The following is a 20151-nucleotide window of genomic DNA, read 5'->3' on the forward strand; positions in this document are numbered from 1 at the left end:
GAGCCGACACCGGGAGACAGTCCCCATGCTCAGCACACTGAAAATTTCCACTGCCGTCGTCGTCGCTTCGGCGGCCCTCGCCCTGGCGCCTGCGGGCGCGGCCAACGCGGCACCGGCGACGACCGCCGGTGCGGGGTCGGCGTCCGCGTCCGCGTCGGCCGGCACCGCTCCGTCCTGCGTCAAGCGCCAATTGGTCATTCGTCAGGGAGTCATGCTGACGAACAAGTGCGGCAGGACGATGAGGGTGAAGGTGCTCGTCAAGCGGGGCAAGGACAGCTGGTGCTTCACCATGAAGAACAATCAGAGGAGATTCTGGGCGTTCGTCCCCCAAGCCGCGTTCGCAAAGTACGAAAGGACCGTCACCTGCTGAAAGCGGCTCCTGCCGGGCGCGTGCCCGGCAGGAGCGCTACCCGTCGGTAGACGAGCGGCTCCAGCCCATCACCTACCCTCGCTGCGCTTTTCGCCGCACCCTTCGAACATGACCGGCCCCCAGGCCCGGATGCCCATACACCACATGCGCGGACGCACCTGGAATCAGACGGGTGAGGAGAACGCCGGCACGAGCATGAGGTGCTCGTGCTCGCCGTACTGGACCGTCTCGACGCGCCGGAAGCCGCATTTCTCCAGCACTCGCACCGAGCCGATGTTCCCGCTGAAGGGGTCGGCGTAGAGCGGGCGGAGCGCCCACCCGGGCACCGATGCCTCAACCCTCGAACTTCTGGTCGAACAAATACCTGATACATCGAACGCGTGATCCAAAACTTCTGGACCAGAGCTCCGATCGAGGTTACGATCTTGCTGTTCGCCGGCCGTGTCGATCGGCCGGCTCTCCACGCTGACGGGTCGCGAAGGCGCCCCATGACTGGACGGGAGATCGCCCTTGAGGCGTGCACTGATCGCGTTGGGGATCGGCTTGAGCGTGTTGGGTTCCACTGTCGTCACCGGGCCGGCACAGGCCGCGAGTGTGCTGGTGGTCCCGTTGGCTCCCACGGTGACGACGGCTCAGCAGGTCGCGAGGTTCTGGCTCGCCGACGGGGCCGCCAACCTGAAGAACGCCACGCCGTACGCCGTGCGGACCACGGTCGCCGGGGAACGTCTGTCCACGGACATCGTCCCGGACGGCCCCCCGGTTTCCATCCCGCCACTGGAGGAGCCGACCATGCCGACATGGGGGATGCCCGCGACCTCGGGCAAGGTGTTCTTCATCGGCAGCGACCTCCAGCCGCACTGGTGCACCGGCACGTCCGTGCACTCGAAATACCGGAACCTCGTCGCGACGGCGGGTCACTGCCTGTTGGACGTCGAGGCCCCGGCCGGCGCGCTCGCCAAGTGGGTCTTCGTCCCCGGCTACTCCGAGGGCACGACCCCTTTCGGCCTGTACGTCGGAAAGCAGGGCCTCGTTCACTATGACTTCGACGACATCCGGGACTACGACCGCGACCTCGCCTTCGTCAACGTGTACAACGGCGTCGTCCTCTCTTCTCCGGACGTGCTGACCGATACCGGGAAGCTGGCCGAGAGCGTCGGCGGCCAGGGGGTCGCGTTCAACCAGCCGCTCGCGCCCACGGTCGACGTCTTCGGCTACCCCGCCGGCCCCAACCCCGACGGCAGCCGGCCCTACCCGGGCGAGAGCCTCGAACGGTCGACCGGATCGACGTTCGCGATGAAGGTCACGGGCCTCCCCGCGGACCGGCCCGTCGGGGTGGACTCCCCGTTCACCGGTGAGGGCTCTCTCGGTTCCTCGTGGCTGACCCAGTACACGGACGACAGCCGCGTCGGCTATCTCAACGGCATCACGGTCAGCGTTTCCGACACCGATGGCGACAACCGGTACGACACCGGCGTCTCACCGTACTTCGACCGTGAGTTGCTCATGGTCTACCAGAAGGCCGCCAACCTCTGGACCGGCACCATCCGCTCCTCCATCACTTAGCCGGCTCCCGTTCCCGCCGCGTCCGCCCAGAGGGCGGGCGCGGTGCCATGCCAACTGGTGGTGACGACCACTGACTCCGCCACTTCACCCAGGAGGCCACAGTTACGCGACAGACACTCGCACAGCGCGACAGGGGTGAGCGGGCCTCGTGCTTTTCGAACAGGACCTGACGCTCATACACCGCGTACGCTGACGCGCCCGGAATCAGACGGGTGAGGAGGACGCGTCCAGCACCAGCATGATGTGCTCGTGTTCGCCGTACCGGACCGTCTCGGTGTGCCGGAAGCCGCATTTCTCCAGTAGTCGTACCGAACCGATGTTCCCGCCGAAGGGGTCGGCGTAGAGCGGGCGGGTCCGCTCCTGCCGCAGGTAGAGCGTCAGCGCCCGGGTGCCGATGCCCCGGCCCCAGTACCGCCGGCCGAACACGTATCCGATGAAGCGCATGTCCCCCTCCCACCAGGACACGACATTGCCGGCCACCTCGCCGTCCACGGTGACCGTCCGCACCAGGTTCGTGGGGTCTCCCAGGACCCTGGTGGTCCAGTGGGTCATGAAGCGTTCCCGCTCCCGGGGAACGAACTTCGACCGCCGGACCGTCTCGGGGTCGTGCTCGTGCTCGAAGAACAGCTCCAGATCGGCCTCTTCGACATCCCTCAGCCGCACATCGTCGCTCATGCCGAGCGAGTCTGGCACCGGGGAGTGACAATTCCGGCGCACCGGGGGCCGTACCGCCGAAAGCCCCCCGCGACCGCCCCCGAGGTGGGGAGATCGGTCAGGGGGCAGGGCCCCGGGACGTCGTCGTCCCGGGGCCCTGAACCGGTGCGGCCGTCAGTCGGCCTGCGCCGCCACGGGGGTCGCGACCCCGGGCGTCGCGGATCGTGCCGTTTCCCGTCCGGGCTTGATGACCATGCCGATCACGAACGTGATCACGCAGCAGACCCCCATCAGGGCGAACACCTTGAAGTAGGCCGCCTCGGTTCCGAACGTCGTCCCCGGCACGGTGGCGGAGGCGAGCAGCACGGCCCCGACCGAGGTGGCGACGCCCTGGAAGGCGGTGCGGGTGACGACGTTGACGCCGGTCGCCTCGCTGGTGTTCTCCGCAGGGACCGCCTCGACCACCAGGTTGGGCAGCGCGGTGTAGACGAACGCCGTCGAGATGCCGAGGACGAGGGTGCTCGCGACCAGGCCGACGACGCTCTTGTGCAGCACCGCGAGCATCACGACGCCCGCCACACCGACGGCCGCGCCGATCATCAGTGAGAGCCGGGCCCCCGCGGCCGCCGAGACGCGCCCGCTGACCGGGGTGAGCACGAAGCCGATGATGGAGGTGGAGAAGGCCAACATCCCCGCGACGCTCGGGCTCAGCCCGAGACCCACCGGTGCCGCCTCCGGCGTCTGCATCATCAGGGGGAAGAGGAATCCGCTGATACCGAGCGGACCGAGCGCGAGGACCGCGGTGGCGAGCATCGTCAGGGCGAGCTTGTGCTGGAAGAACAGCCGGATATTGATCATCGGGTCGTCGACCCTGAGCTCCCACCACGCCCAGACCGCGAGTATCGCCAGCCCGACCAGGATGAAACCAAGCGTCCTGGCGTCTCCCCAGCTCCAGCTACGGGACTGGGTGACCCCGAACAGCACCAGCGCGATGGCGGGGGCGAAGAGGACACCACCCACATAGTCGATCTTCTGTACTCGTGCGATGACGGTCGAGGGTCGCAGGACCAGACAGGCCGCGGCGGCTATGAGCGCCAGGGCGGCGGCGAAGACGAAGATGAGGTGCCAGTCCGCCAGGTCGAGCAGCAGGCCGGAGACGAGGTTGCCCGACGCTCCGGCGATGAGCGCCGCACCCGCGATGACCGCGACCGCGACCGGTACCCGTTTGGCCGGCAGCATCTCGCGGGCGAGGCCGAAGCAGAGCGGCAGGATCGCCCCGGCGGCTCCCTGGATCGCCCGGCCGACGATCACGCCGGTCAGCGTGCCGGTGGAGAGGCTGATCAGCGAACCCACCGCCGAGAGCAGCAGCACGATGATCAGGAGCTTCCGCCGCCCGTAGACGTCACCGAGACGGCCGCACAGCGCGGCGGACGCGGCCGCGACGAGGAGGAACGCCGTCACGCTCCAGCTGACGTCCGCGGCGTTGCTCTGGAACGCCGCGATGAACCGGGGCAGGGCGTTGTAGACCATGGTCGTCTCGAAGGCGCTGACGATCTCGGCGATGAGCAGCACCGTGATGACGACCGGAATCGACCGAGGTGGCAGGTTGGCGGCTGACGTACCGGAGGGTGATGACATTCTTGTTTCTCCTCGCATCCGGGAGCACTGCGGCGGGGGGTGGGGAGTGCGGAGACGAAGGTGAACGGACACGCCGACGCTCGGCGGAGCGGGGCGTGCCGGCTCACGTCGCGTACGGCCGTTTCATGCACGCCGGTACGCGATGCCATAGGGAGGAACACAGGCACGAATGCCTGTGGCTGGTGAAGGGCTGTCCCGCTGGTTTCTTACCTTTCGCGGCCGGTCAGGTTTCCTCTTCCGTCTCGCGAGGCTCGCGGGACAGGGGCCGGCTGGGGCGCGGCCGGAAGTAGGGCAGGTGCAGTCCGGGGCTCACCTCGTGGAAGTCGACCTCGACCGGCATCCCGGCGATGATCTCCTCGGGTGCGATTCCGATCAGGTCCGTGACCATCTGGTAGCCCTCGTCCAGGTCGACGATGGCGGGCGCGTAGGGCGGGGTGAAGGCGGCGGTGACCGGCCGGTGCACGACCGTCCAGCTGTAGAGGGTGCCGCGGCCCGAGCTCTCCTCCCAGCCGAGGTCGGTTCCCAGGCACTCGCGGCAGACCTCGACCGGCGGGAAGTTGATCGACCGGCAGGCCGCGCAGCGCTGGAAGGTCAGCGTTCCCTCCGCGCAGCGGTTCCAGAACGGGGCGCTCAGCTCGGTGGGCTCGGCGTGCGGCAACTCACCGTGCTGGGGAGCCAGGGGTGTGCTCATGACGACGCCTCCGTGCCGAGCAGAACGACCGAGTTGAACAGGGCTCCGGCTCCGGCGCCGCTGCACAGTGCCACCTCGGCTCCGGGTACCTGCAGCGGTCCCGCCTCGCCGCGGAGCTGCTGGACGCCGCGGATGACGCGCTGGAACATCTGCGGTGACCCGCCCGCGTGGCTGAACGACATCGTTCCTCCGTCCGTGGTGACCGGGTGGCTGCCGGTGATGGCGATGTGCCCGTCCTCGACGAACGGACCGCCCTCGCCCGGCTCGCAGAAGCCGAACGCCTCCAGCTGGCGGATGATCTCGAATGAGAACGGGTCGTACAGTTCGAGGACGTCGACGTCGGAACGTTCCAGGCCGGCGTGCCGGAACGCCCGGTCCGCCGCCCGCCCGCCGATCCGGCCGTTGACCGGGCCGCCGCGACGGCCGGCCAGGTCCCAGCTGGGCGGGAACTGGTAGGCGGGGCCGTAGTAGTCCGCGCCGCCGCCCAGCACGTGGACGGGCTTGGCAGGGAGGTCGGCCAGCCGGTCGGCGGCGACCAGGACCAGCGCGCACCCGCCCTCGGAGGTCATCGAGCAGTCCAGCAGGTGGAACGGGTCGGCGATCATCCGGGAGGCGAGGATGTCCTCGGGCTTGAACGGGCCGCGCCCGGAGTACACCGCCTCGGGATTGTGGTGACCGTTGTTGCGGATGGTCGCGGCGACCATGGCCAGTTGCTCGGGGGTCGTCCCGTAGGTCGTCATGTGCCGCCGGGCGATCAGGGCGAACTCCGCGGCGGTGAAGAGGCCCCAGGGCGCCACGAACTCGTTCTCCGGCCGGGTCCACGGCGCGGTCGCGTCCCGGTCGACGTACACCCCTGCCGCGGCCGCGACGATGAGGACGACGTCGGCCTGACCTCCCTCGATCGCGTTGGCCGCCTCGACGACGGCGTCGAGGCCGAATCCCCGCCCCTGCCAGGCGGGCCCGAGTCGCAGGTCGTAGATGAGCGCGGAGGAATCTCCCTCCGTGATCACCCCGTCGACGTCGGCGAGCGTGAGCCCGGCGTCGCGCAGGGCGCCCAGGGCGGCCGACGCGATCAGCTTCCGGGTCGTCCAGTTCTCCAGGCGTCGCGCCTGCGGGGTGTTGAACACCCCGGCGATCGCCGCGCGGCCGGCGGTCACCGGCTCATCCTCCGCGCCAGGGTTCCGACTCGTTGTCTCACATGCATGTACAACCACCCCAGGAAGTGATTCCCATCACAGAACTATGGACCTATTAGATTCAGTGTTCCTCACTACGTCAAGAGGTGCGACTGTGCGAACTCCAAGTGATGTTGCACCGATAGTCCGATACCTCCATCCAAAAAACCCGACAGAACCGGGCATATTGCAAAGAAGATCAAGTTAGGCAGCCCTAACTCCTTCCCGACAAACGGTTCCAATCTTGAGGGTTGACAGGACTAAAGGTCCGAGTTCTACTGGTCGCAATTCGCCACGGACCACGGAGGCCCTGTGAGCATCTCCATGCTTCTCTCCATGGCGGCGGCCGCGTTCGCGGACCGCGTCGCCCTCGGGCGCAGAGCGGACGGCATCACCTTCGCCGGCCTTGAGCGGGACGCGAACGCCGGGGCCACCCTGCTTCGGGAGGGCGCCGCGGGTTCGGTCGCGTTCATCGGCCAGAACTCACCGCTGCTGCCCACCCTGCTGTTCGCCGGCGCCGCCGCCGGACTCCCGCTGGCCCCGCTGAACTATCGGCTGCCTCGCGATGTGCTGCGCGGCCTGCTCGATCGGCTGGACGCACCGGTGGTCATCGCGGACTCCAGGTACGTCGAGATCGCCAGGAGCACCGGTCATCGCGTCATCGCGGCCGAGGAGTGGCTGTCAGCCGCCAGAGCGACCGAGCCGGTGCCCGGCCCCGAGGCCGATCCCGGCTCCGCCGCGGTCCTGCTGTTCACCAGCGGTACCACCGCCGACCCCAAGTGCGTCGTGCTGCGCCACTCCCACCTGCTCTCCTACGTCCTGGGCACGGTGGAGTTCGCCACGGCGGACGAGCGCGACTGCGCCCTGGTCAGTGTCCCGCCGTACCACGTGGCCGGGATCGGCTCAGCCCTGACCAACGTGTACGCGGGCCGCAGGATGGTCTACCTGCCGGACTTCGACCCCGCCTGCTGGCTGGAGCTCGTGCGCTCGGAGGAGGTGACCGGCGCGATGGTCGTGCCCACCATGCTGGCGCGCGTCGTCGAGCATCTCGGCGGAGCGGACGCGGACTGCCCGGCGCTCGCCTCGCTCGCCTACGGTGGCGCGCGCATGCCGCTGCCGGTGCTCGAACAGGCCCTGCGCGCCTTTCCGGAGACCGGATTCGCCAACGCCTACGGCCTGACCGAGACCAGCTCCACCATCGCCGTGCTCGGGCCCGAGGATCACCGCAAGGCGGTCGAGTCCGACGATCCGCTCCTGCGGGCCCGGCTCGGTTCGGCCGGTCAGGTCGTGCCCGGCATCGAGGCACAGATCCGGGCGGACGACGGATCGGTCCTCGGCCCGGGACTGACCGGCGAGCTGTGGGTCCGCGGCGAGCAGGTGTCCGGGGAGTACCGGGGAACGGGCTCGGTGCTGGACGCCGACGGCTGGTTCCCCACCCGCGACCTCGCCCGTCTCGACGAGGACGGCTACCTGTTCCTGGGCGGCCGCAACGACGACACCATCATCCGCGGCGGGGAGAACATCGCGCCCGCGGAGGTGGAGGACGCGCTGCTGACCCACCCCGCGGTGGCGGAGGTCGCGGTCGTCGGGGTGCCCGACGACGAGTGGGGCCAGCGACTCGTCGCGGTCGTCGTCCGGCGCGAGAACGCACAGGCCGATGTCGCGGAGCTGCGCGCGCACGTCCGCGGCCTGCTGCGCGGTTCCCGGACACCCGACGAGGTCGTCTTCCGCACCGAGCTTCCCTACACGCCGACCGGAAAGATCATCCGCCGCCATCTCGTCGCCCAGCTCGGCCCGCCCGCGGAGAGCTGAGCGGGTGCCCCATGCAACGAAGGAGTCGATCATGAGTACCGAGGCCGTCGGCCTCCGCGCCGGGCTGCGCCTGAAGAGTCAGGTGTGCGCCACCGAGGTCATCGTCGTCCGGCCGGGGACGCGCCCGCTGTCGCTCTGCTGCGGTGGCGCTCCGATGCTCGGACGTGACGCGTCCGGCTCGGCGGAGGTGACACCCGCCGCGGAGCGGATGCGCGGGTCACTGCTCGGCAAGCGCTACACCCACCCCGACGACGACGCCGTCGAGGTGCTCGTGACCGTGGGCGGCGAGGGCTCGCTGTCGGACGGCGAGACCGACCTCGTCCTCAAAGAGGCCAAGCCGCTCCCGGCCAGCGACTGATGGGGCCGACGGACGGCGCCGTCCTCCTCGTCCGTGCCGCGGTCGGAGTGATCTTCATCGTGCACGGTCTCAACCACGCCTTCGGCGGCGGAAAGCTCGCCGGAACGGCCCGCTGGTTCGCGGGCCTGGGCATGCGCCATCCCAGGCTGCAGGCCGTCATGTCGGTCGTGGTGGAGGTGGCGGCGGGCACGGCACTCGCGCTGGGACTGCTGACACCGGTGGCGGCGGGCGCGCTGGTCGGTGTCTCGGTCGTCGCCGGACTCACCGCCCACGCCCGCAACGGCTTCTTCGTGTTCAAGGACGGCTACGAGTACGTACTGCTGCTCGCGGTGACCTGCCTCGCGGTCGCCCTCGCCGGTCCGGGCGGAGCCTCGCTCGACGCGGTGCTGGGAATCGACGCCCTCGCCGACGGGTGGATCCGGCTGGCGGTCGCCCTGCTCGTCGGCGTGGGTGGCTCGGCCGTCCTGCTCCTCGCGACCTGGCGACCGGTACGGGAGCGGGCCTGAGCCCCGCTCGCGTTCCCCGATCGGCTCCGGCTCGTATCCGAAACAGGGGTCTGGGCCGCACCCCCCATCCGTCCTGCCCGGCAGGACCGACCAACGGAGGTTGAAATGAACAAGGACGATCTGATCCTGATCAGTGTCGACGACCACATCGCCGAACCCGCGGACATGTTCCACGCCCATGTCCCCGAGAGGTACAAGGACCAGGCCCCTCGGGTGATTCTTGAGGACGACGGGGTCCAGCAGTGGTACTACGGCGACCTGCGCGGCCGGAACATGGGCCTCAACGCGGTGGCCGGCAAGCCGCGCGAGATGTACAACATCGACGCCAGCAGCTACGACGAGATGCGGCCCGGCTGCTTCAACGTCGACGAGCGGGTCCGGGACATGAACGCGGGCGGCCAGCTCGCGGGCCTGAACTTCCCGAACTGGACCGGGTTCTCCGGGCAGGTGCTCAACCAGGGGCCGGACCGCGACCTCAACCTGATCATGATCAAGGCGTACAACGACTGGCACGTCGACGAGTGGTGCGGCGCCCACCCCGGCCGGTTCATCCCGTGCGGCATCCTGCCGCTGTTCGACGTGGAGGAGGCCGCCAAGGAGATCAGGCGGCTGGCCGACAAGGGCTGCCACGCCGTCACGTTCTCGGAGAACCCCGAGGCGCTGAACATGCCCAGCATCCACACCGACTACTGGTACCCGCTGTTCAAGGCGGCCTCGGACAACAACACGGTGCTCTGCTGCCACGTCGGTTCGTCCTCGCGGATGCCGATGATCTCCTCCGACGCGCCGCCGAGCGTGGCGATGTCCATCTCCTCGATGATGAGCACGTACACCCTGCTTGAGCTGATCTGGGCAGAGTTCTGGGGCAAGTTCCCCAACCTGAAGTTCTCCCTCACCGAGGGTGACATCGGCTGGATCCCCTACTTCCTCTGGCGCTCCGAGCACGTGCTCAACCGCCACTCCGGCTGGACCAACGCCACCTTCCCCGAGGGCTACACCGGACCGACCGACGTGTTCAAGAAGCACCTCTACACCTGCTTCATCACCGACAAGGTCGGCCCCCAGCTGATCGACCACTTCAACGAGAACCACGTGTTCTGGGAGTCGGACTACCCGCACTCGGACAGCAACTGGCCCTTCGCGCCCGAGGACGTCATCGAGACGATGGGCCACCTGCCCGACTCGGTGATCAACAAGATCACCCATGAGAACGCGATGAAGGCCTACTCCTTCGACCCCTTCAAGCACATCCCCAGGGAGCAGGCGACCGCCGGATACCTCCGGTCGCTGGCCACCGACGTCGACGTGGTCACCCATGTCGGCCGCGAGGCCAGCCAGCGCGACCGCGACGCCTGGGCCCGGATGACCCGGTTCGGCCAGGCCCGCACCCGCCAGGACGCCTGACCCCCAGTGATCGGCCGCCCGCCCGTCCCCCCTCGGGCGGGCGCCGTATCCCCCACATCACCACGCGAGGTAGAGATGACGCAGCGCACCCCCTACGCCGGACTCAGAGTCCTGGAGATCTCGGCGGGCATCGCCGCCTCCTACTGCGGCAAGATGTTCGCCGACGCCGGCGCCGAAGTGGTCAAGATCGAGCCACCGGAAGGTGATCCGATGCGCCGGTGGAGCGCGTCGGGCTTCCAGCCCGCCGCCGACCGGAGCGGCGCGCTGTTCGGCTATCTCAACGCGGGCAAGAAGTCCGTGGTGTCCGGCACCGCGGAACTGTTCTCCGACGTCGATCTCGTCGTCACCGACGGATCGGCGGGCTGGGACGTCGACGCCGTACGCCGGCTGCTGCCACCCGGCTCCGCGACGGTGGTCGTCTCGATCACCCCCTTCGGCCTCGACGGGCCCTACACCGAGACCGACCTGCCGGTCAACGAGTTCGTACTGCAGGCGATGTGCGGGTCCATCGGCGGCCGCGGCTGGCCCGGCGAGATGCCGCTGCAGGCCGGAGGGCGGATCGGCGAGTGGGTGGCCGGCTCCTACGGCGCCGTCGCCGCCGCCGCCGCGCTGCGCCGAAGCAGGCGTACCGGGCAAGGTGATGTCGTCGACGTGTCGACGTTCGAAGCCATGGTCATCACGATGGGCGGCCTGTCCGCGGTCGCGGCCGGCCTCCCCGACGGGGGGCAGGGCCTGCCGCCGAGGAACCTCGAACTGCCCTCGATCGTCCCCACCGCCGACGGCCTGGTCGGGTTCTGCACCATCACCGCCCAGCAGTTCGCCGACTTCCTGGTGCTGATCGACCGTCCCGACCTGGTCGAGGACGCCGACCTGGCCTCCTTCGCCGGCCGCCTGCGGCGGCGGGAGGAGTTCGCCGAGATGGTGGAGAACTGGGCGGCCACCCGTACCACGGCCGAGATCGTGGAGTTCGCCGCCGCGCTGCGCATCCCCGTCGCGCCCATCGGCACCCCGACCACGGTCACCGAGATCGACCACTTCCGCGAGCGCGGTGTCTTCGTCAAGAACGCGAGCGGCCACCCGCAGCCACGGGTTCCCTACCGCAGCGAGGCGTTCGGCACCGTCGACCCCGGCGAGGTGCCGGACCTCGGTACGCACGACGGCCTGGTGAGCTGGCCGGTACGAGACCGGGTCCCGGCGGCCGAGGGCGCGGCCGACCCGGCGGCCCGTCCGCTCGCGGGGCTGCGGATCGTGGACTTCACCGCCTTCTGGGCCGGTCCTTCGGCCACCCAGACCCTCGCCGCGCTGGGCGCCGAGGTCATCAAGGTGGAGGGGCTGCGCCGCCCCGACGGGATGCGTTTCTCCGGCGGCCGGCCCCCGACCGTCGACCAGTGGTGGGAGTGGGGCCTGTTCTTCCTCTGCAACAACAGCGACAAGCTCGACCTCACCCTGGAGCTGAGCCTGCCCCGGGCCCGCGAGGTGGCGCTGCGCCTGATCGCCACCGCCGACATGGTCATCGAGAACTTCTCCCCCCGGGTGATGAGCAATCTCGGCCTGGAGTGGGACGCGATCAGGGCGGCCAACCCGCGCGTCACGATGATCCGGATGCCGGCGTTCGGCCTCGACGGACCGTGGCGCGACCGGGTGGGCTTCGCCCAGACGATGGAGCAGGCCGGCGGCATGGCATGGATGACCGGTGCGGCCGATGGTCCGCCACTGATCCCCCGCGGCGTGTGCGACCCCCTCGCCGGGCTGCACGCCGCGTTCGCCTCGATCGCCGCCTTCGAGGTCCGCGATGCCACGGGGGCAGGCATGCAGGTCGAGTCGACGATGGTCGAGGCCGCGCTCAACGTCGCGGCCGAGGCACTCCTGGAGGCGAGCGTCAACGGCCGGGAGCTGCGGCGCGACGGCAACCGCGGTCCGGGCGCCGGCCCGCAGGGGGTCTACCGCTGTGCCGGGGACGACGAGTGGGTGGCCCTGGCCCTGCTCGACGACGACGCCTGGCCCGCGCTCGCGCGGCTTCTGGGCCGGGACGATCTGGCCGGCCGCGCCGACCTCGCCCACGAGCCGGGCCGGCGGGCGTCGGCCGACGAACTGGACGAGGCGATCGGCTCGTGGAGCGCGCGCGTCGACGTGGGCGACGCGGTGGACCGGCTCCGGGCGGCCGGTGTCGCCGCCGCGCGGGTGAGCCCCGCCGCCGACCTGCTGACCGACGCGCAACTCACCGCCCGCGGGTTCTGGGAGCCGGTGACACATCCGACCGCCGGAGAGTTCCTGACCGCCGGGCTGCCGTTCCGCCTCGCCAGTGTCGGCGAGCCGTGGTTCCACACTCCGGCGCCCCTGCTGGGCCAGCACAACGAGGAGATCCTCACCGGCATCCTCGGGATGGACTCCGACGAGATCCGGGTCCTGGCCGAGGAGAAGGTGATCGGTACCCGGCCGGCGGGCCTGTGAGGCGGCCCTCGGTACGCACGTTGCGGATGCACTCCTTCGCGAGCGAGTTCGAGCGGCTCACCGCGCTCACCTCGGCCGCCGGAGTCGCCCCCGCCGACGTGGTGCTCCCCGCCGAGGGTCTGGTGCGGGCCGACGACGGGGTGCGGCTGCACTACCTGGAGTGGCCAGGCCCGGCCACCGAGCCGCTGCTGCTCTTCCTGCACGGCGGCGGGTTGCACGCGCACTCCTTCGACAGTGTCGGACCGCTGCTTCGGCGACTCGGGCGCTGTGTCGCACTCGACCTGCGCGGGCACGGGGAGAGCGACTGGGCGGGGCCCGGCGGTTACGGCACCGACGCCATCGCCGCGGACCTCGACACGGTGACCGCGAGCTTCGGCGCCCGGCGGGTCGTCCTGATCGGGCACTCGATGGGCGGCATGGCGGCCCTGATCTGGGCCGCCCGGCGCCCGGCGATGCTGGCCGGGCTGGTCGTGGTCGACGTCGGCCCCGACATCGATGCCGCCTCGGGCCGGTCCGTCAACGAGCTGATCTCCCGGCGCCCGTTCTTCGCCGACCTCGACGAGGCCGACGCCTTCCTCTCCGGCGTGCTGCCGCGTACCCGGGAGGCGGCCACCTCAGGGGTGGCCCAGAACCTGACCTGGACCGACGACGGCCTGCTCACCTGGAAGCACGACACGGCACAGTTCCAACCGGAGATGGGCAGGATCGCCTCTCCGGACGAACTGCGACAGGCCGCCGCGCGGATCACCTGCCCCACCCTGGTGCTGCGCGGCGAACGCAGCCGGGTGTTCAGCGACGAAGGGGCGGCGGAACTCGCCGCGCTCATCCCCGGAGCCCGCTGGGAACGGATTCCCGACGCCGGGCACACCATCCAGACCAGCAACCCCCGCGGCCTCGCCGACGCGGTGACCCGTTTCCTACGCGATCAAGATGATGAAGGAGCCGAGTGATGGCGATCAGTCTCTGCATTCCGCCGCGGCAGGGGGAGCTGTGCGCGCCCGTCCGGTTCGACCTGACCGGCGAGCACACCTTCCTCGAACTGACCTCGCGGCACCGCGTGACGAAGGTCGAGCAGGACGAGGTGAAGGGCAGCGTCGCGGTCTGGGTCGACATCACCGACCCCGAGACCTCCCGGCCCGTCCACGTCCGGTTCAGCGTGCTCCCGCTGGGCGGCGAGGTCTCCCCGCGCAGCCGGCTGCTCGGGGAGATCGAGCGTGACGGCGAGCGGCTCGGTGTCTACGGGACGTACCTGGGGGTGGTCTCGGAGGAGAACTGACCGTCCGCCGCTCGCGGGAACGCACCGCCGCCACCGACCGCCTCGGCGAGATCGGTGGCTCCGGCATGCCCGCAGGCGTCTCCGCCGCGTCACTCGTCGGGCAGGTCCTCCGGTGGCGCGTCGTGCTGGCGCAGGCGGCGCCGGAGCAGGCCCTTCGGGCGGGTGACCTTCAGCTCCGGATGGTCGGGGTCGTAGTCGGCGATGCGATCGCGCAGCTGGCGCACGTTGCCGTACTCGAAGTGGGCGGCGCGCAGCAGGTAGTCGCCGATCGCGGTCCCGTACTGGACACGCTCCTCCTCGTCGAGGCCGAGCTCGTGGCTGCGCCTCTTGCCCCAGACGAGGTCCTTGATCTGCTCCTCCAGCTGCTCCAGCCGGTCATCGAGGATCTTGACGAGCTCGTAGGGCTCGGTGAACCTGCCGAGGTAGACCCGGAGCAGCGCGGGGTTCTTCAGCATCACCGGCTCGTCGACCGGCGGGCTTGAGACCCACTGCCGGAGCACTTCCTCACCGCGCTCCGTGGTCTGGTACAGGGTGCTCCGCCTGACCCTGCCGATCGTCACCTCGCGCTCGGTCACCAGCCCCAGGTCCCCCAGTCTCCGCAGCTCCCGGCGGATGTGGCTGATGGCGGGGGACCAGTAGAACCAGCGCAGCGTGTAGTCGCACCGGACCTTGATCTCGGCGGCGGACAGCTCCTCGTCGAGGACCGACAGGACGCCCAGAACCGTGTAGGCGGTGGCGGGGAGCGGTGCACCGATCTCTACCTCGGGCTCGTCGTCCACGGGCTCAAGTCTAGTGGCGGGCGCGGCGCCGACGGCACGTCCCCGGACTCTGTGCGGTGCGGCTCCCCGGAGGTGTTCACCTCAGATGCCCGCCCTGCCGACGACTCCACGACCGGCCTGCCACGGGCGGGACCGAACGGTTCCCGACCGGCCGGGAGCGTGATCGGACCCCGTCGGCCCTGAGCACACCGTCCGTCCTGAGCGCGCTCGCGTACGGCGGCAGGCCGTGCACGGGCTCCCGAGCGCGCACCCGCCGATCGACGTACACCGGCCGTGACTTTCGGCAGGTCGCCCGGGGCGAAACGCGTTTCCGAGCCGACCGCGAAGTACGATCGATCAATGACCGAAATGACCGAAACCACGCCCGGCTGGCTCTCTCCCGAAGAGCTGGAGTCGACCCGCGCGCGAATGCCGATCCTCTACGTCGACGCCGTGCCGGTGCGAGTCGACGAGGCCGGAGTGGTCACGCATGTCGGCCTGCTGCTGCGCATCGGAGCGGACGGGACGGTCAGCCGCGCCCTCGTCTCCGGCCGGGTGCTGCACCACGAGCGGGTCCGCGACGCGCTCATCCGCCATCTGGAGAAGGACCTCGGCCCGACGGCACTGCCCAACATCCCCGCCTCTCCGCAGCCGTTCACCATCGCCGAGTACTTCCCGACGCAGGGCGTCACGCCCTACCACGACCCCCGGCAGCACGCGGTCTCCCTCGCCTACGTCGTCCCGGTCGCGGGTGACTGCCGCCCCCGGCAGGACGCCCTCGACCTTGTCTGGTTCACTCCCGAGGAGGCCTCGTCACCGCTGGTGCAGCAGGAGATGCTCGGCGGGCAGGGCACCCTCCTGAAGCAGGCCCTCGCCTACGTCGGCCGCCTTTCCTGACCTTCCGACGCTGGAAATCCCCGCCGGCGCGAGGAGAGCGGGCTGCTGTGCCCTCGTGGGACCAGGTCCGCCGACGCCCGCCCCGGCGGTGTTGTCGCGGTGCGGACCGCGCCGCCCGGACGGCGTTCTGGTACAGCATGCGCTGGTCCCAAGCCGATTGCAGCCGCCTCCAAGACGTCTCCAAGGCGATCGAGAGATCGTCGATCACTCTCAACGACGGAAGGAGGACCTCTCATGAACAGAAAGCACAAGGCCATCGCGGTCATCGCGATGTTCTTCGCACTCGGCGGTGCGCAGGCGCTCACCGCCGGTTCCGCCTTCGCCATGCCCCCCGTGTGCAACCCCATACATGACTGTGGCGAACCTGGACAGCACACCGGAGGCGGAGGTGGCACCCCAGTGCCGCCTCCCCCGCCGCCCCCGCCCCCGCCGCCGCCGCCGCCGCCGCCGCCGAGCACACCGGGTACTCCCCGCTGAGGTCCGCCGCCCGTCTCGGGCCCATCTTCAGATCCGCTGTACCCGTGAGTTGACGCGCCTTCGACCTTTGGCAATGGGTTCTCATTGCGAAGATCGATAGGAGGTTCATGGGATGCCGCCCCGACCCGGGCGGCATCCTCCTCGAAGCTCAGCGGGTGCGGCTGGCCAGGAAGCGGCGCCATTCCGGACGGGTTCGCGCGAGTGCTCGCAGCGAGGCCGGAACCTGGGGCCTGGGGTCGTTGCGGTCCAGGCGCAGTTCGGTGAGCGCGGTCAGCTCACCCAGCCACTCCGGCAGCTCGGCCAGCCGGTTTCCCTGCAGACCGAGCTTGGTCAGGGAGGTGAGAGCCCGCATCGACTCGGGAAGAGCGGTCAGCTTGTTACTGCTCAGGCTGAGGGACCTGAGGGCGGTGAGCCTGCCGATCGACTCCGGCAGCTCGGTCAGCCCGGTGTTCCACAGGCCGAGAGAGGTGAGGGCGGTGAGGTTCCCGATCGACTCCGGCAGGCCGGTCAGCGGGACGCTTCCCATATCGAGACGCTCCAGAGCGGTCAGCTCGCCCAGCCACGGAGAGAGGTCGGCGGGCCGGCTGTATGCCAGGTCCAACCAGGTGAGGGTGGTGAGGCGGGCCATCGACGCCGGGAAGCAGGCCGGCCCGGCGTACCACATGTGGAGCCTGGCGAGCCGGGTGAGGTCGCCGATCCACTCGGGCACCTCCTCCAGGTCATGGAGGTTGCTCAGGTGGAGTTCCGTGAGGCCGGTGAGCTCGCGCATCGAGTCGGGGAGGCGGCACAGTCCGGTCACCGAGACATCGAGGCGGACCAGTCCGGTCAGCTCGCCGATCCACTCGGGCAGGGCGGTCAGCGTACGGTTGCCCCCGAGGTAGAGCTCGGTCAGCGCGGGCAGGTCGGTCAGGAACCGGGGAAGCTCGGTCAACCAGTTGGACCTCAGGCGCAGCACCCGCAGGCCGGGAAGCTCGGCCACCTCCTCGGGCACCTGGGCCAACCCGAGACCCGACAGGTCCAACGTGTCAGATCCCTCGCGCAGGTACGTGTTCATCCGCCGCCGAGCGGTCCGAAGCACGGAATCCACTGCTGCCACCCTGATTCTCTCCTTGCCGTCAACAAGATGTGATCGGCGATCACGGTAGCGATGAGGACTTGCGACCCGGTTGTGGATCATTGAACTTGTCTCGTCCTCGGGGCGCGGGGCCGCTGGTCACAGCATGATCGCGAGTTGGGCAAGGTATCGCCGGTACGCGGTGAAAAGCGCGTCGCCGGAAGCGGTGGCTTCCTTGGGCAAGCCCTCCCACCGCGAATCACGCGGGCCGTGCGACCATGACAGCGAAGGTGACGGCGGAACGAGGAAGCCGGTGTGAACCCGGCGCGGTCCCGCCACTGTGATCGGCGAGCGGACCCCGATATCGCCACTGCCCGGGTACGGGTGGGAAGGCCGGGCGAGCTTGGACCCGAGAGCCAGGAGACTCACGCCGTCGCCTCCTCAGCGAAATTGGGGCGGAACTCCCCAAGAGAGGAAGGCGGTTGCCATGCCGTGCGACTCACGCGCCGGTGCTCCGCCCGGACTGCTGCCCGCCGCCCCGGCCGTGGTCGCCGGCGCGGTCGCCGACGTCCGCTCCATCGGCGGCTACTTCGGGATCGAGACAGGCGAGGCCGAGGCCGGATGGCGGCCGTTCACCGATCTGTGGACGGATCCGGGCGTCCTGGAGGCGAGAATCCACGACATGGCCGGACGGCTGGACACCACCGAGCACCGGGTGGCCGCCTCGATCCTGTTCCAGGGCCTGGCCGCCCGCCTGTGGTCACCGTCCATCGGCGCCGTGGTCGCGCACGACCTGCTCATCGACCTGGCCCCCGATCACCTGTACTGGCGGCCGGCCCCCGACCCGCTGCCGCTGCGAGCCACCCGGCTGTCCGGCTGGGGCGTCCGCGACCCCGCGCGGATCGCCGAACCGGTCTACCGCGGCATCATGGCCGAGATGCTGGAACCGCTCGCGGAGGCGGTCCGGCGGATCGTGAAGATCGCGCCGGGGCTGTTGTGGGGCAATGCGGCCTCCGCACTGGCCGGAACCATCGGCGCCTTCATCCACCGACGGCCCGACCTCAGCACGAAGGCCGTGCGGCTGGGCCGCGAACTGCTGGACCGGGATCTCCTGCGCGGCACCGGCGAACTGACCGAGCCCGTACCCGGCCGTCCCTTCTTCGTCCGTCGCAGTTGCTGCCTGTACTACCGCCTGCCCGGCGGCGGCATGTGCGGTGACTGCGTCCTGTTGCCGGCCCGCCGGCCACAAACCCGCCGCCCTGGCTGACGCTCTTCACTTCGCGCCTTCCCAGTCCAGTTCGCCTGGAGACGGTCAGCTACGTCCGACGACGCCGAGAATGCCCGGCTTGGTGAAGTCGACGGTGATCTTCTCTCCGTACTCGTCGTACTCGGAGCGCCACGCCTCGACCGGGACGATCCCCGGCTCCAGCAGCTCCATTCCACTCAGCAGCTCGGCCAGCTGTTCCGGGCCGCGCGAGGTGAGCGCCCCCGCGCTGGTCGAGCGGTAGACCTGCTGCCCGGCCTCGTGCACCTCGGCGCTGACGTTGGCCTCGAAGGCGTGCGTGACGATCAGATGGCTACCCGGGGCCAGCCGTTCGCGGATCGTGGTGATGATGTGGGCGACCAGGGCGTCGTCGGGAATGAAGTGCAGCATCGAGATCAGCAGCACCGCGACGGGCTGGGTGAAGTCGATGGCGCTCTCGATCTGCGGGTCCCTCAGGAGCTTCTCGGGTTCCCGCATGTCGCCCTGGATGACAGAGGTGAGGTGGTTGTCCTCCAGGAGCGCACGGCCGTGCACCAGGACGATGGGGTCGTTGTCGACATAGACCACCCGGGTGTCGGGCGTGATGCGATGGGCGACCTGGTGCACGTTGTCCTGCGTCGGCAGTCCCGACCCGATGTCGAGGAACTGCCGCACGCCCTGGCGCACGAGCAGCTCGACGACTCGCGAGAGGAACGCCCGGTTCGCCCGGGTCATCTCGCGGATACCGGGCACCACCCGCATGAACTGTTCCGCGGCCGCCCGGTCGGAGGCGAAGTTGTCCTTGCCTCCGAGGTAGTAGTCGTACATTCGAGCGACACTTGGGGTGTTCGGGTCGATACCCGCTGGAACAGCCTCTTGCTCGGACATGCCCTCACCCTTCTTCGCCTCCGGAGAGGATATGGGGAATCCGCAAGATAATGGATCTTTGCCGACAAACCATGTGCGACCACCTGCCAGGGCGAGCACGACCCCCGCACGCTCCGGAGTCCTGGGGCCTACCTGTGCAGCGAACTGGAGCTGTTCTCGGTGCTCCGGTAGCTCTGGTGACCGGGCACCCAGGTCCAGGTCTCCGTGCGGTCACCGTTCCTGACCGTCAGCGTGCCCGAGGGCTCGTAGTCCTCCGACAAGGGTGACCAGGGCGGCAGGGGTTCAGGATCGGCGTACGCGACCGGCGCGGTGAGCGCCACCGCCGAGGCGGCGAGAACGGCGGTGATGAGATAACGGACAATGAACATTTTCTCCCCCAGAAGGTACAAACGGTACGGCGGGGATATTTCCTCATAAAAGGCAAAGAGAACCACGCCGATGATCAAGACTCTGACCGATTCGCATTCGGCACGGCCGCCCGCTCCGGGACCGCTTATCCCGGCGAGAACCGGCGGGTGTCCGCCGAGAGCCTGATCGTCGACGGCGGGCATCCGGTCATCCAGGTATCCCACCGGATTCCACTCAGGGCCCGGCTGCACTGGACCGATCCCACTTGGTGGGAGCTTGGCGCCCGGTATGAGCGAGCGAGGCCTCGGCCGCTCGGTCGCCCTCGGAAGCTGTGAGCCAAGGCGGCGGCGCACGAGGCGCCAAGCCTCCACCAAGGAGCGTCGGCCAGCCTGGCGGTATTCACCCGTTTGCCCCGCTCACCAGGGCGGGGCCTCCCTGAGGAGAGTTCTCATGGCACGTGGTCTGTCCACCAACCACAGCGACACCGTTCTTACCCCGGGCCTGTCCACCAACCACAGCGACACCGTCCTCACCCCGGGCCTGTCCACCAACCACAGCGACACCGTCCTCACCCCGGGCCTGTCCACC

The 20151-nt window shown here is 69.6% G+C and carries 21 protein-coding genes and 1 riboswitch; of the genes, 12 read left to right on the forward strand and 9 right to left on the reverse strand.

The genetic code is table 11. The features are described 5' to 3' along the window. The first annotated feature begins 25 nt into the window (after positions 1 to 25). Complete coding sequence (locus tag ACWD3H_RS00120) at positions 26 to 370, forward strand: hypothetical protein (protein WP_350929202.1); 345 nt, start codon at positions 26 to 28, stop codon at positions 368 to 370. Positions 371 to 534: 164 nt separating this feature from the next. Here the strand turns inward: ACWD3H_RS00120 and ACWD3H_RS00125 are convergent, their stop codons facing one another. Further along, positions 535 to 696, reverse strand: coding sequence for a hypothetical protein (locus ACWD3H_RS00125; RefSeq protein ID WP_451953467.1), 162 nt, complete (start codon positions 694 to 696; stop codon positions 535 to 537). Between the two features lie 223 nt (positions 697 to 919). On the opposite strand from ACWD3H_RS00125, the gene ACWD3H_RS00130 reads away from it, so the two are divergent. Next, a complete protein-coding gene (locus tag ACWD3H_RS00130) occupies positions 920 to 1933 on the forward strand; it encodes a trypsin-like serine peptidase (RefSeq protein WP_451953468.1) in 1014 nt (337 codons plus the stop codon). A gap of 204 nt (positions 1934 to 2137) precedes the next feature. Here ACWD3H_RS00130 and ACWD3H_RS00135 read toward each other — a convergent pair whose 3' ends face one another. The 4 genes from ACWD3H_RS00135 to ACWD3H_RS00150 all read right to left on the reverse strand — a co-directional run bounded on the left by ACWD3H_RS00135 (position 2138) and on the right by ACWD3H_RS00150 (position 6073). Continuing rightward, complete coding sequence (locus ACWD3H_RS00135) at positions 2138 to 2608, reverse strand: GNAT family N-acetyltransferase (protein WP_451953469.1); 471 nt, start codon at positions 2606 to 2608, stop codon at positions 2138 to 2140. A gap of 153 nt (positions 2609 to 2761) precedes the next feature. Continuing rightward, entirely contained in the window at positions 2762 to 4225 is a 1464-nt protein-coding gene (locus tag ACWD3H_RS00140) for an MFS transporter (RefSeq protein WP_451953470.1), read from the reverse strand. A 223-nt stretch (positions 4226 to 4448) separates the two neighbouring features. Continuing rightward, entirely contained in the window at positions 4449 to 4916 is a 468-nt protein-coding gene (locus tag ACWD3H_RS00145) for a Zn-ribbon domain-containing OB-fold protein (RefSeq protein ID WP_451953471.1), read from the reverse strand. Continuing rightward, entirely contained in the window at positions 4913 to 6073 is a 1161-nt protein-coding gene (locus ACWD3H_RS00150) for a thiolase family protein (RefSeq protein ID WP_451953472.1), read from the reverse strand. Before ACWD3H_RS00150 ends, ACWD3H_RS00145 begins: the two co-directional genes overlap by 4 nt. 330 nt (positions 6074 to 6403) lie before the next feature. On the opposite strand from ACWD3H_RS00150, the gene ACWD3H_RS00155 reads away from it, so the two are divergent. The 7 genes from ACWD3H_RS00155 (at position 6404) to ACWD3H_RS00185 (ending at position 13898) form a co-directional block, all read left to right on the forward strand. Continuing rightward, positions 6404 to 7903, forward strand: a complete 1500-nt coding sequence (locus ACWD3H_RS00155) for an AMP-binding protein (protein WP_451953473.1) — start codon at positions 6404 to 6406, stop codon at positions 7901 to 7903. A gap of 31 nt (positions 7904 to 7934) precedes the next feature. After that, entirely contained in the window at positions 7935 to 8261 is a 327-nt protein-coding gene (locus ACWD3H_RS00160) for a hypothetical protein (RefSeq protein ID WP_350929215.1), read from the forward strand. Beyond that, positions 8261 to 8767: a DoxX family protein gene (locus ACWD3H_RS00165; protein WP_451953474.1), complete on the forward strand. Its 507-nt coding sequence runs from the start codon at positions 8261 to 8263 to the stop codon at positions 8765 to 8767. Before ACWD3H_RS00160 ends, ACWD3H_RS00165 begins: the two co-directional genes overlap by 1 nt. Before the next feature lie 105 nt (positions 8768 to 8872). Next, complete coding sequence (locus ACWD3H_RS00170; protein WP_350929219.1) at positions 8873 to 10171, forward strand: amidohydrolase family protein; 1299 nt, start codon at positions 8873 to 8875, stop codon at positions 10169 to 10171. 75 nt (positions 10172 to 10246) lie between these two features. Next, entirely contained in the window at positions 10247 to 12622 is a 2376-nt protein-coding gene (locus ACWD3H_RS00175) for a CoA transferase (RefSeq protein ID WP_451953475.1), read from the forward strand. A gap of 26 nt (positions 12623 to 12648) precedes the next feature. Next, positions 12649 to 13572, forward strand: coding sequence for an alpha/beta fold hydrolase (locus ACWD3H_RS00180; RefSeq protein WP_451953476.1), 924 nt, complete (start codon positions 12649 to 12651; stop codon positions 13570 to 13572). Further along, positions 13572 to 13898, forward strand: coding sequence for a hypothetical protein (locus ACWD3H_RS00185; RefSeq protein ID WP_451953477.1), 327 nt, complete (start codon positions 13572 to 13574; stop codon positions 13896 to 13898). The genes ACWD3H_RS00180 and ACWD3H_RS00185 overlap by 1 nt, the downstream gene beginning before the upstream one ends. 89 nt (positions 13899 to 13987) lie before the next feature. Here ACWD3H_RS00185 and ACWD3H_RS00190 read toward each other — a convergent pair whose 3' ends face one another. Beyond that, complete coding sequence (locus tag ACWD3H_RS00190) at positions 13988 to 14677, reverse strand: hypothetical protein (RefSeq protein WP_355550312.1); 690 nt, start codon at positions 14675 to 14677, stop codon at positions 13988 to 13990. 339 nt (positions 14678 to 15016) lie between these two features. On the opposite strand from ACWD3H_RS00190, the gene ACWD3H_RS00195 reads away from it, so the two are divergent. Together ACWD3H_RS00195 and ACWD3H_RS00200 are read left to right on the forward strand one after the other, a co-directional pair. Further along, complete coding sequence (locus ACWD3H_RS00195; protein ID WP_355550304.1) at positions 15017 to 15553, forward strand: NUDIX hydrolase family protein; 537 nt, start codon at positions 15017 to 15019, stop codon at positions 15551 to 15553. 234 nt (positions 15554 to 15787) lie between these two features. Continuing rightward, on the forward strand, positions 15788 to 16030 hold the full coding sequence (locus tag ACWD3H_RS00200; protein WP_451953478.1) for a hypothetical protein: 243 nt from the start codon (positions 15788 to 15790) through the stop codon (positions 16028 to 16030). Between the two features lie 148 nt (positions 16031 to 16178). Here ACWD3H_RS00200 and ACWD3H_RS00205 read toward each other — a convergent pair whose 3' ends face one another. After that, on the reverse strand, positions 16179 to 17117 hold the full coding sequence (locus tag ACWD3H_RS00205) for a leucine-rich repeat domain-containing protein (protein WP_451953479.1): 939 nt from the start codon (positions 17115 to 17117) through the stop codon (positions 16179 to 16181). A 238-nt stretch (positions 17118 to 17355) separates the two neighbouring features. Next, positions 17356 to 17533, forward strand: a riboswitch (cobalamin riboswitch). A 38-nt stretch (positions 17534 to 17571) separates the two neighbouring features. Here ACWD3H_RS00205 and ACWD3H_RS00210 point away from each other — a divergent pair. Next, positions 17572 to 18351, forward strand: coding sequence for a (2Fe-2S)-binding protein (locus ACWD3H_RS00210; protein ID WP_451953480.1), 780 nt, complete (start codon positions 17572 to 17574; stop codon positions 18349 to 18351). 45 nt (positions 18352 to 18396) lie between these two features. Here ACWD3H_RS00210 and ACWD3H_RS00215 read toward each other — a convergent pair whose 3' ends face one another. Then, positions 18397 to 19215, reverse strand: coding sequence for an SAM-dependent methyltransferase (locus tag ACWD3H_RS00215; protein WP_451953481.1), 819 nt, complete (start codon positions 19213 to 19215; stop codon positions 18397 to 18399). 128 nt (positions 19216 to 19343) lie between these two features. Continuing rightward, positions 19344 to 19583 (reverse strand): hypothetical protein, encoded by a 240-nt coding sequence (locus tag ACWD3H_RS00220; RefSeq protein WP_451953482.1) that lies wholly within the window; start codon positions 19581 to 19583, stop codon positions 19344 to 19346. Positions 19584 to 20151: the final 568 nt, after the last annotated feature.

It is taken from the genome of Streptosporangium sp. NPDC002607 (genome assembly GCF_053592655.1).

Coding starts and splice junctions, on each gene's coding strand:
- ACWD3H_RS00120 (WP_350929202.1), top strand. CDS start 26: ATGCTCAGCACACTGAAAATTTCCACTGCCGTCGTCGTCGCTTCGGCG.
- ACWD3H_RS00135 (WP_451953469.1), bottom strand. CDS start 2,608: ATGAGCGACGATGTGCGGCTGAGGGATGTCGAAGAGGCCGATCTGGAG.
- ACWD3H_RS00140 (WP_451953470.1), bottom strand. CDS start 4,225: ATGTCATCACCCTCCGGTACGTCAGCCGCCAACCTGCCACCTCGGTCG.
- ACWD3H_RS00145 (WP_451953471.1), bottom strand. CDS start 4,916: ATGAGCACACCCCTGGCTCCCCAGCACGGTGAGTTGCCGCACGCCGAG.
- ACWD3H_RS00160 (WP_350929215.1), top strand. CDS start 7,935: ATGAGTACCGAGGCCGTCGGCCTCCGCGCCGGGCTGCGCCTGAAGAGT.
- ACWD3H_RS00165 (WP_451953474.1), top strand. CDS start 8,261: ATGGGGCCGACGGACGGCGCCGTCCTCCTCGTCCGTGCCGCGGTCGGA.
- ACWD3H_RS00170 (WP_350929219.1), top strand. CDS start 8,873: ATGAACAAGGACGATCTGATCCTGATCAGTGTCGACGACCACATCGCC.
- ACWD3H_RS00175 (WP_451953475.1), top strand. CDS start 10,247: ATGACGCAGCGCACCCCCTACGCCGGACTCAGAGTCCTGGAGATCTCG.
- ACWD3H_RS00180 (WP_451953476.1), top strand. CDS start 12,649: ATGCACTCCTTCGCGAGCGAGTTCGAGCGGCTCACCGCGCTCACCTCG.
- ACWD3H_RS00185 (WP_451953477.1), top strand. CDS start 13,572: ATGGCGATCAGTCTCTGCATTCCGCCGCGGCAGGGGGAGCTGTGCGCG.
- ACWD3H_RS00195 (WP_355550304.1), top strand. CDS start 15,017: ATGACCGAAATGACCGAAACCACGCCCGGCTGGCTCTCTCCCGAAGAG.
- ACWD3H_RS00200 (WP_451953478.1), top strand. CDS start 15,788: ATGAACAGAAAGCACAAGGCCATCGCGGTCATCGCGATGTTCTTCGCA.
- ACWD3H_RS00210 (WP_451953480.1), top strand. CDS start 17,572: ATGCCGTGCGACTCACGCGCCGGTGCTCCGCCCGGACTGCTGCCCGCC.
- ACWD3H_RS00215 (WP_451953481.1), bottom strand. CDS start 19,215: ATGTCCGAGCAAGAGGCTGTTCCAGCGGGTATCGACCCGAACACCCCA.
- ACWD3H_RS00220 (WP_451953482.1), bottom strand. CDS start 19,583: ATGTTCATTGTCCGTTATCTCATCACCGCCGTTCTCGCCGCCTCGGCG.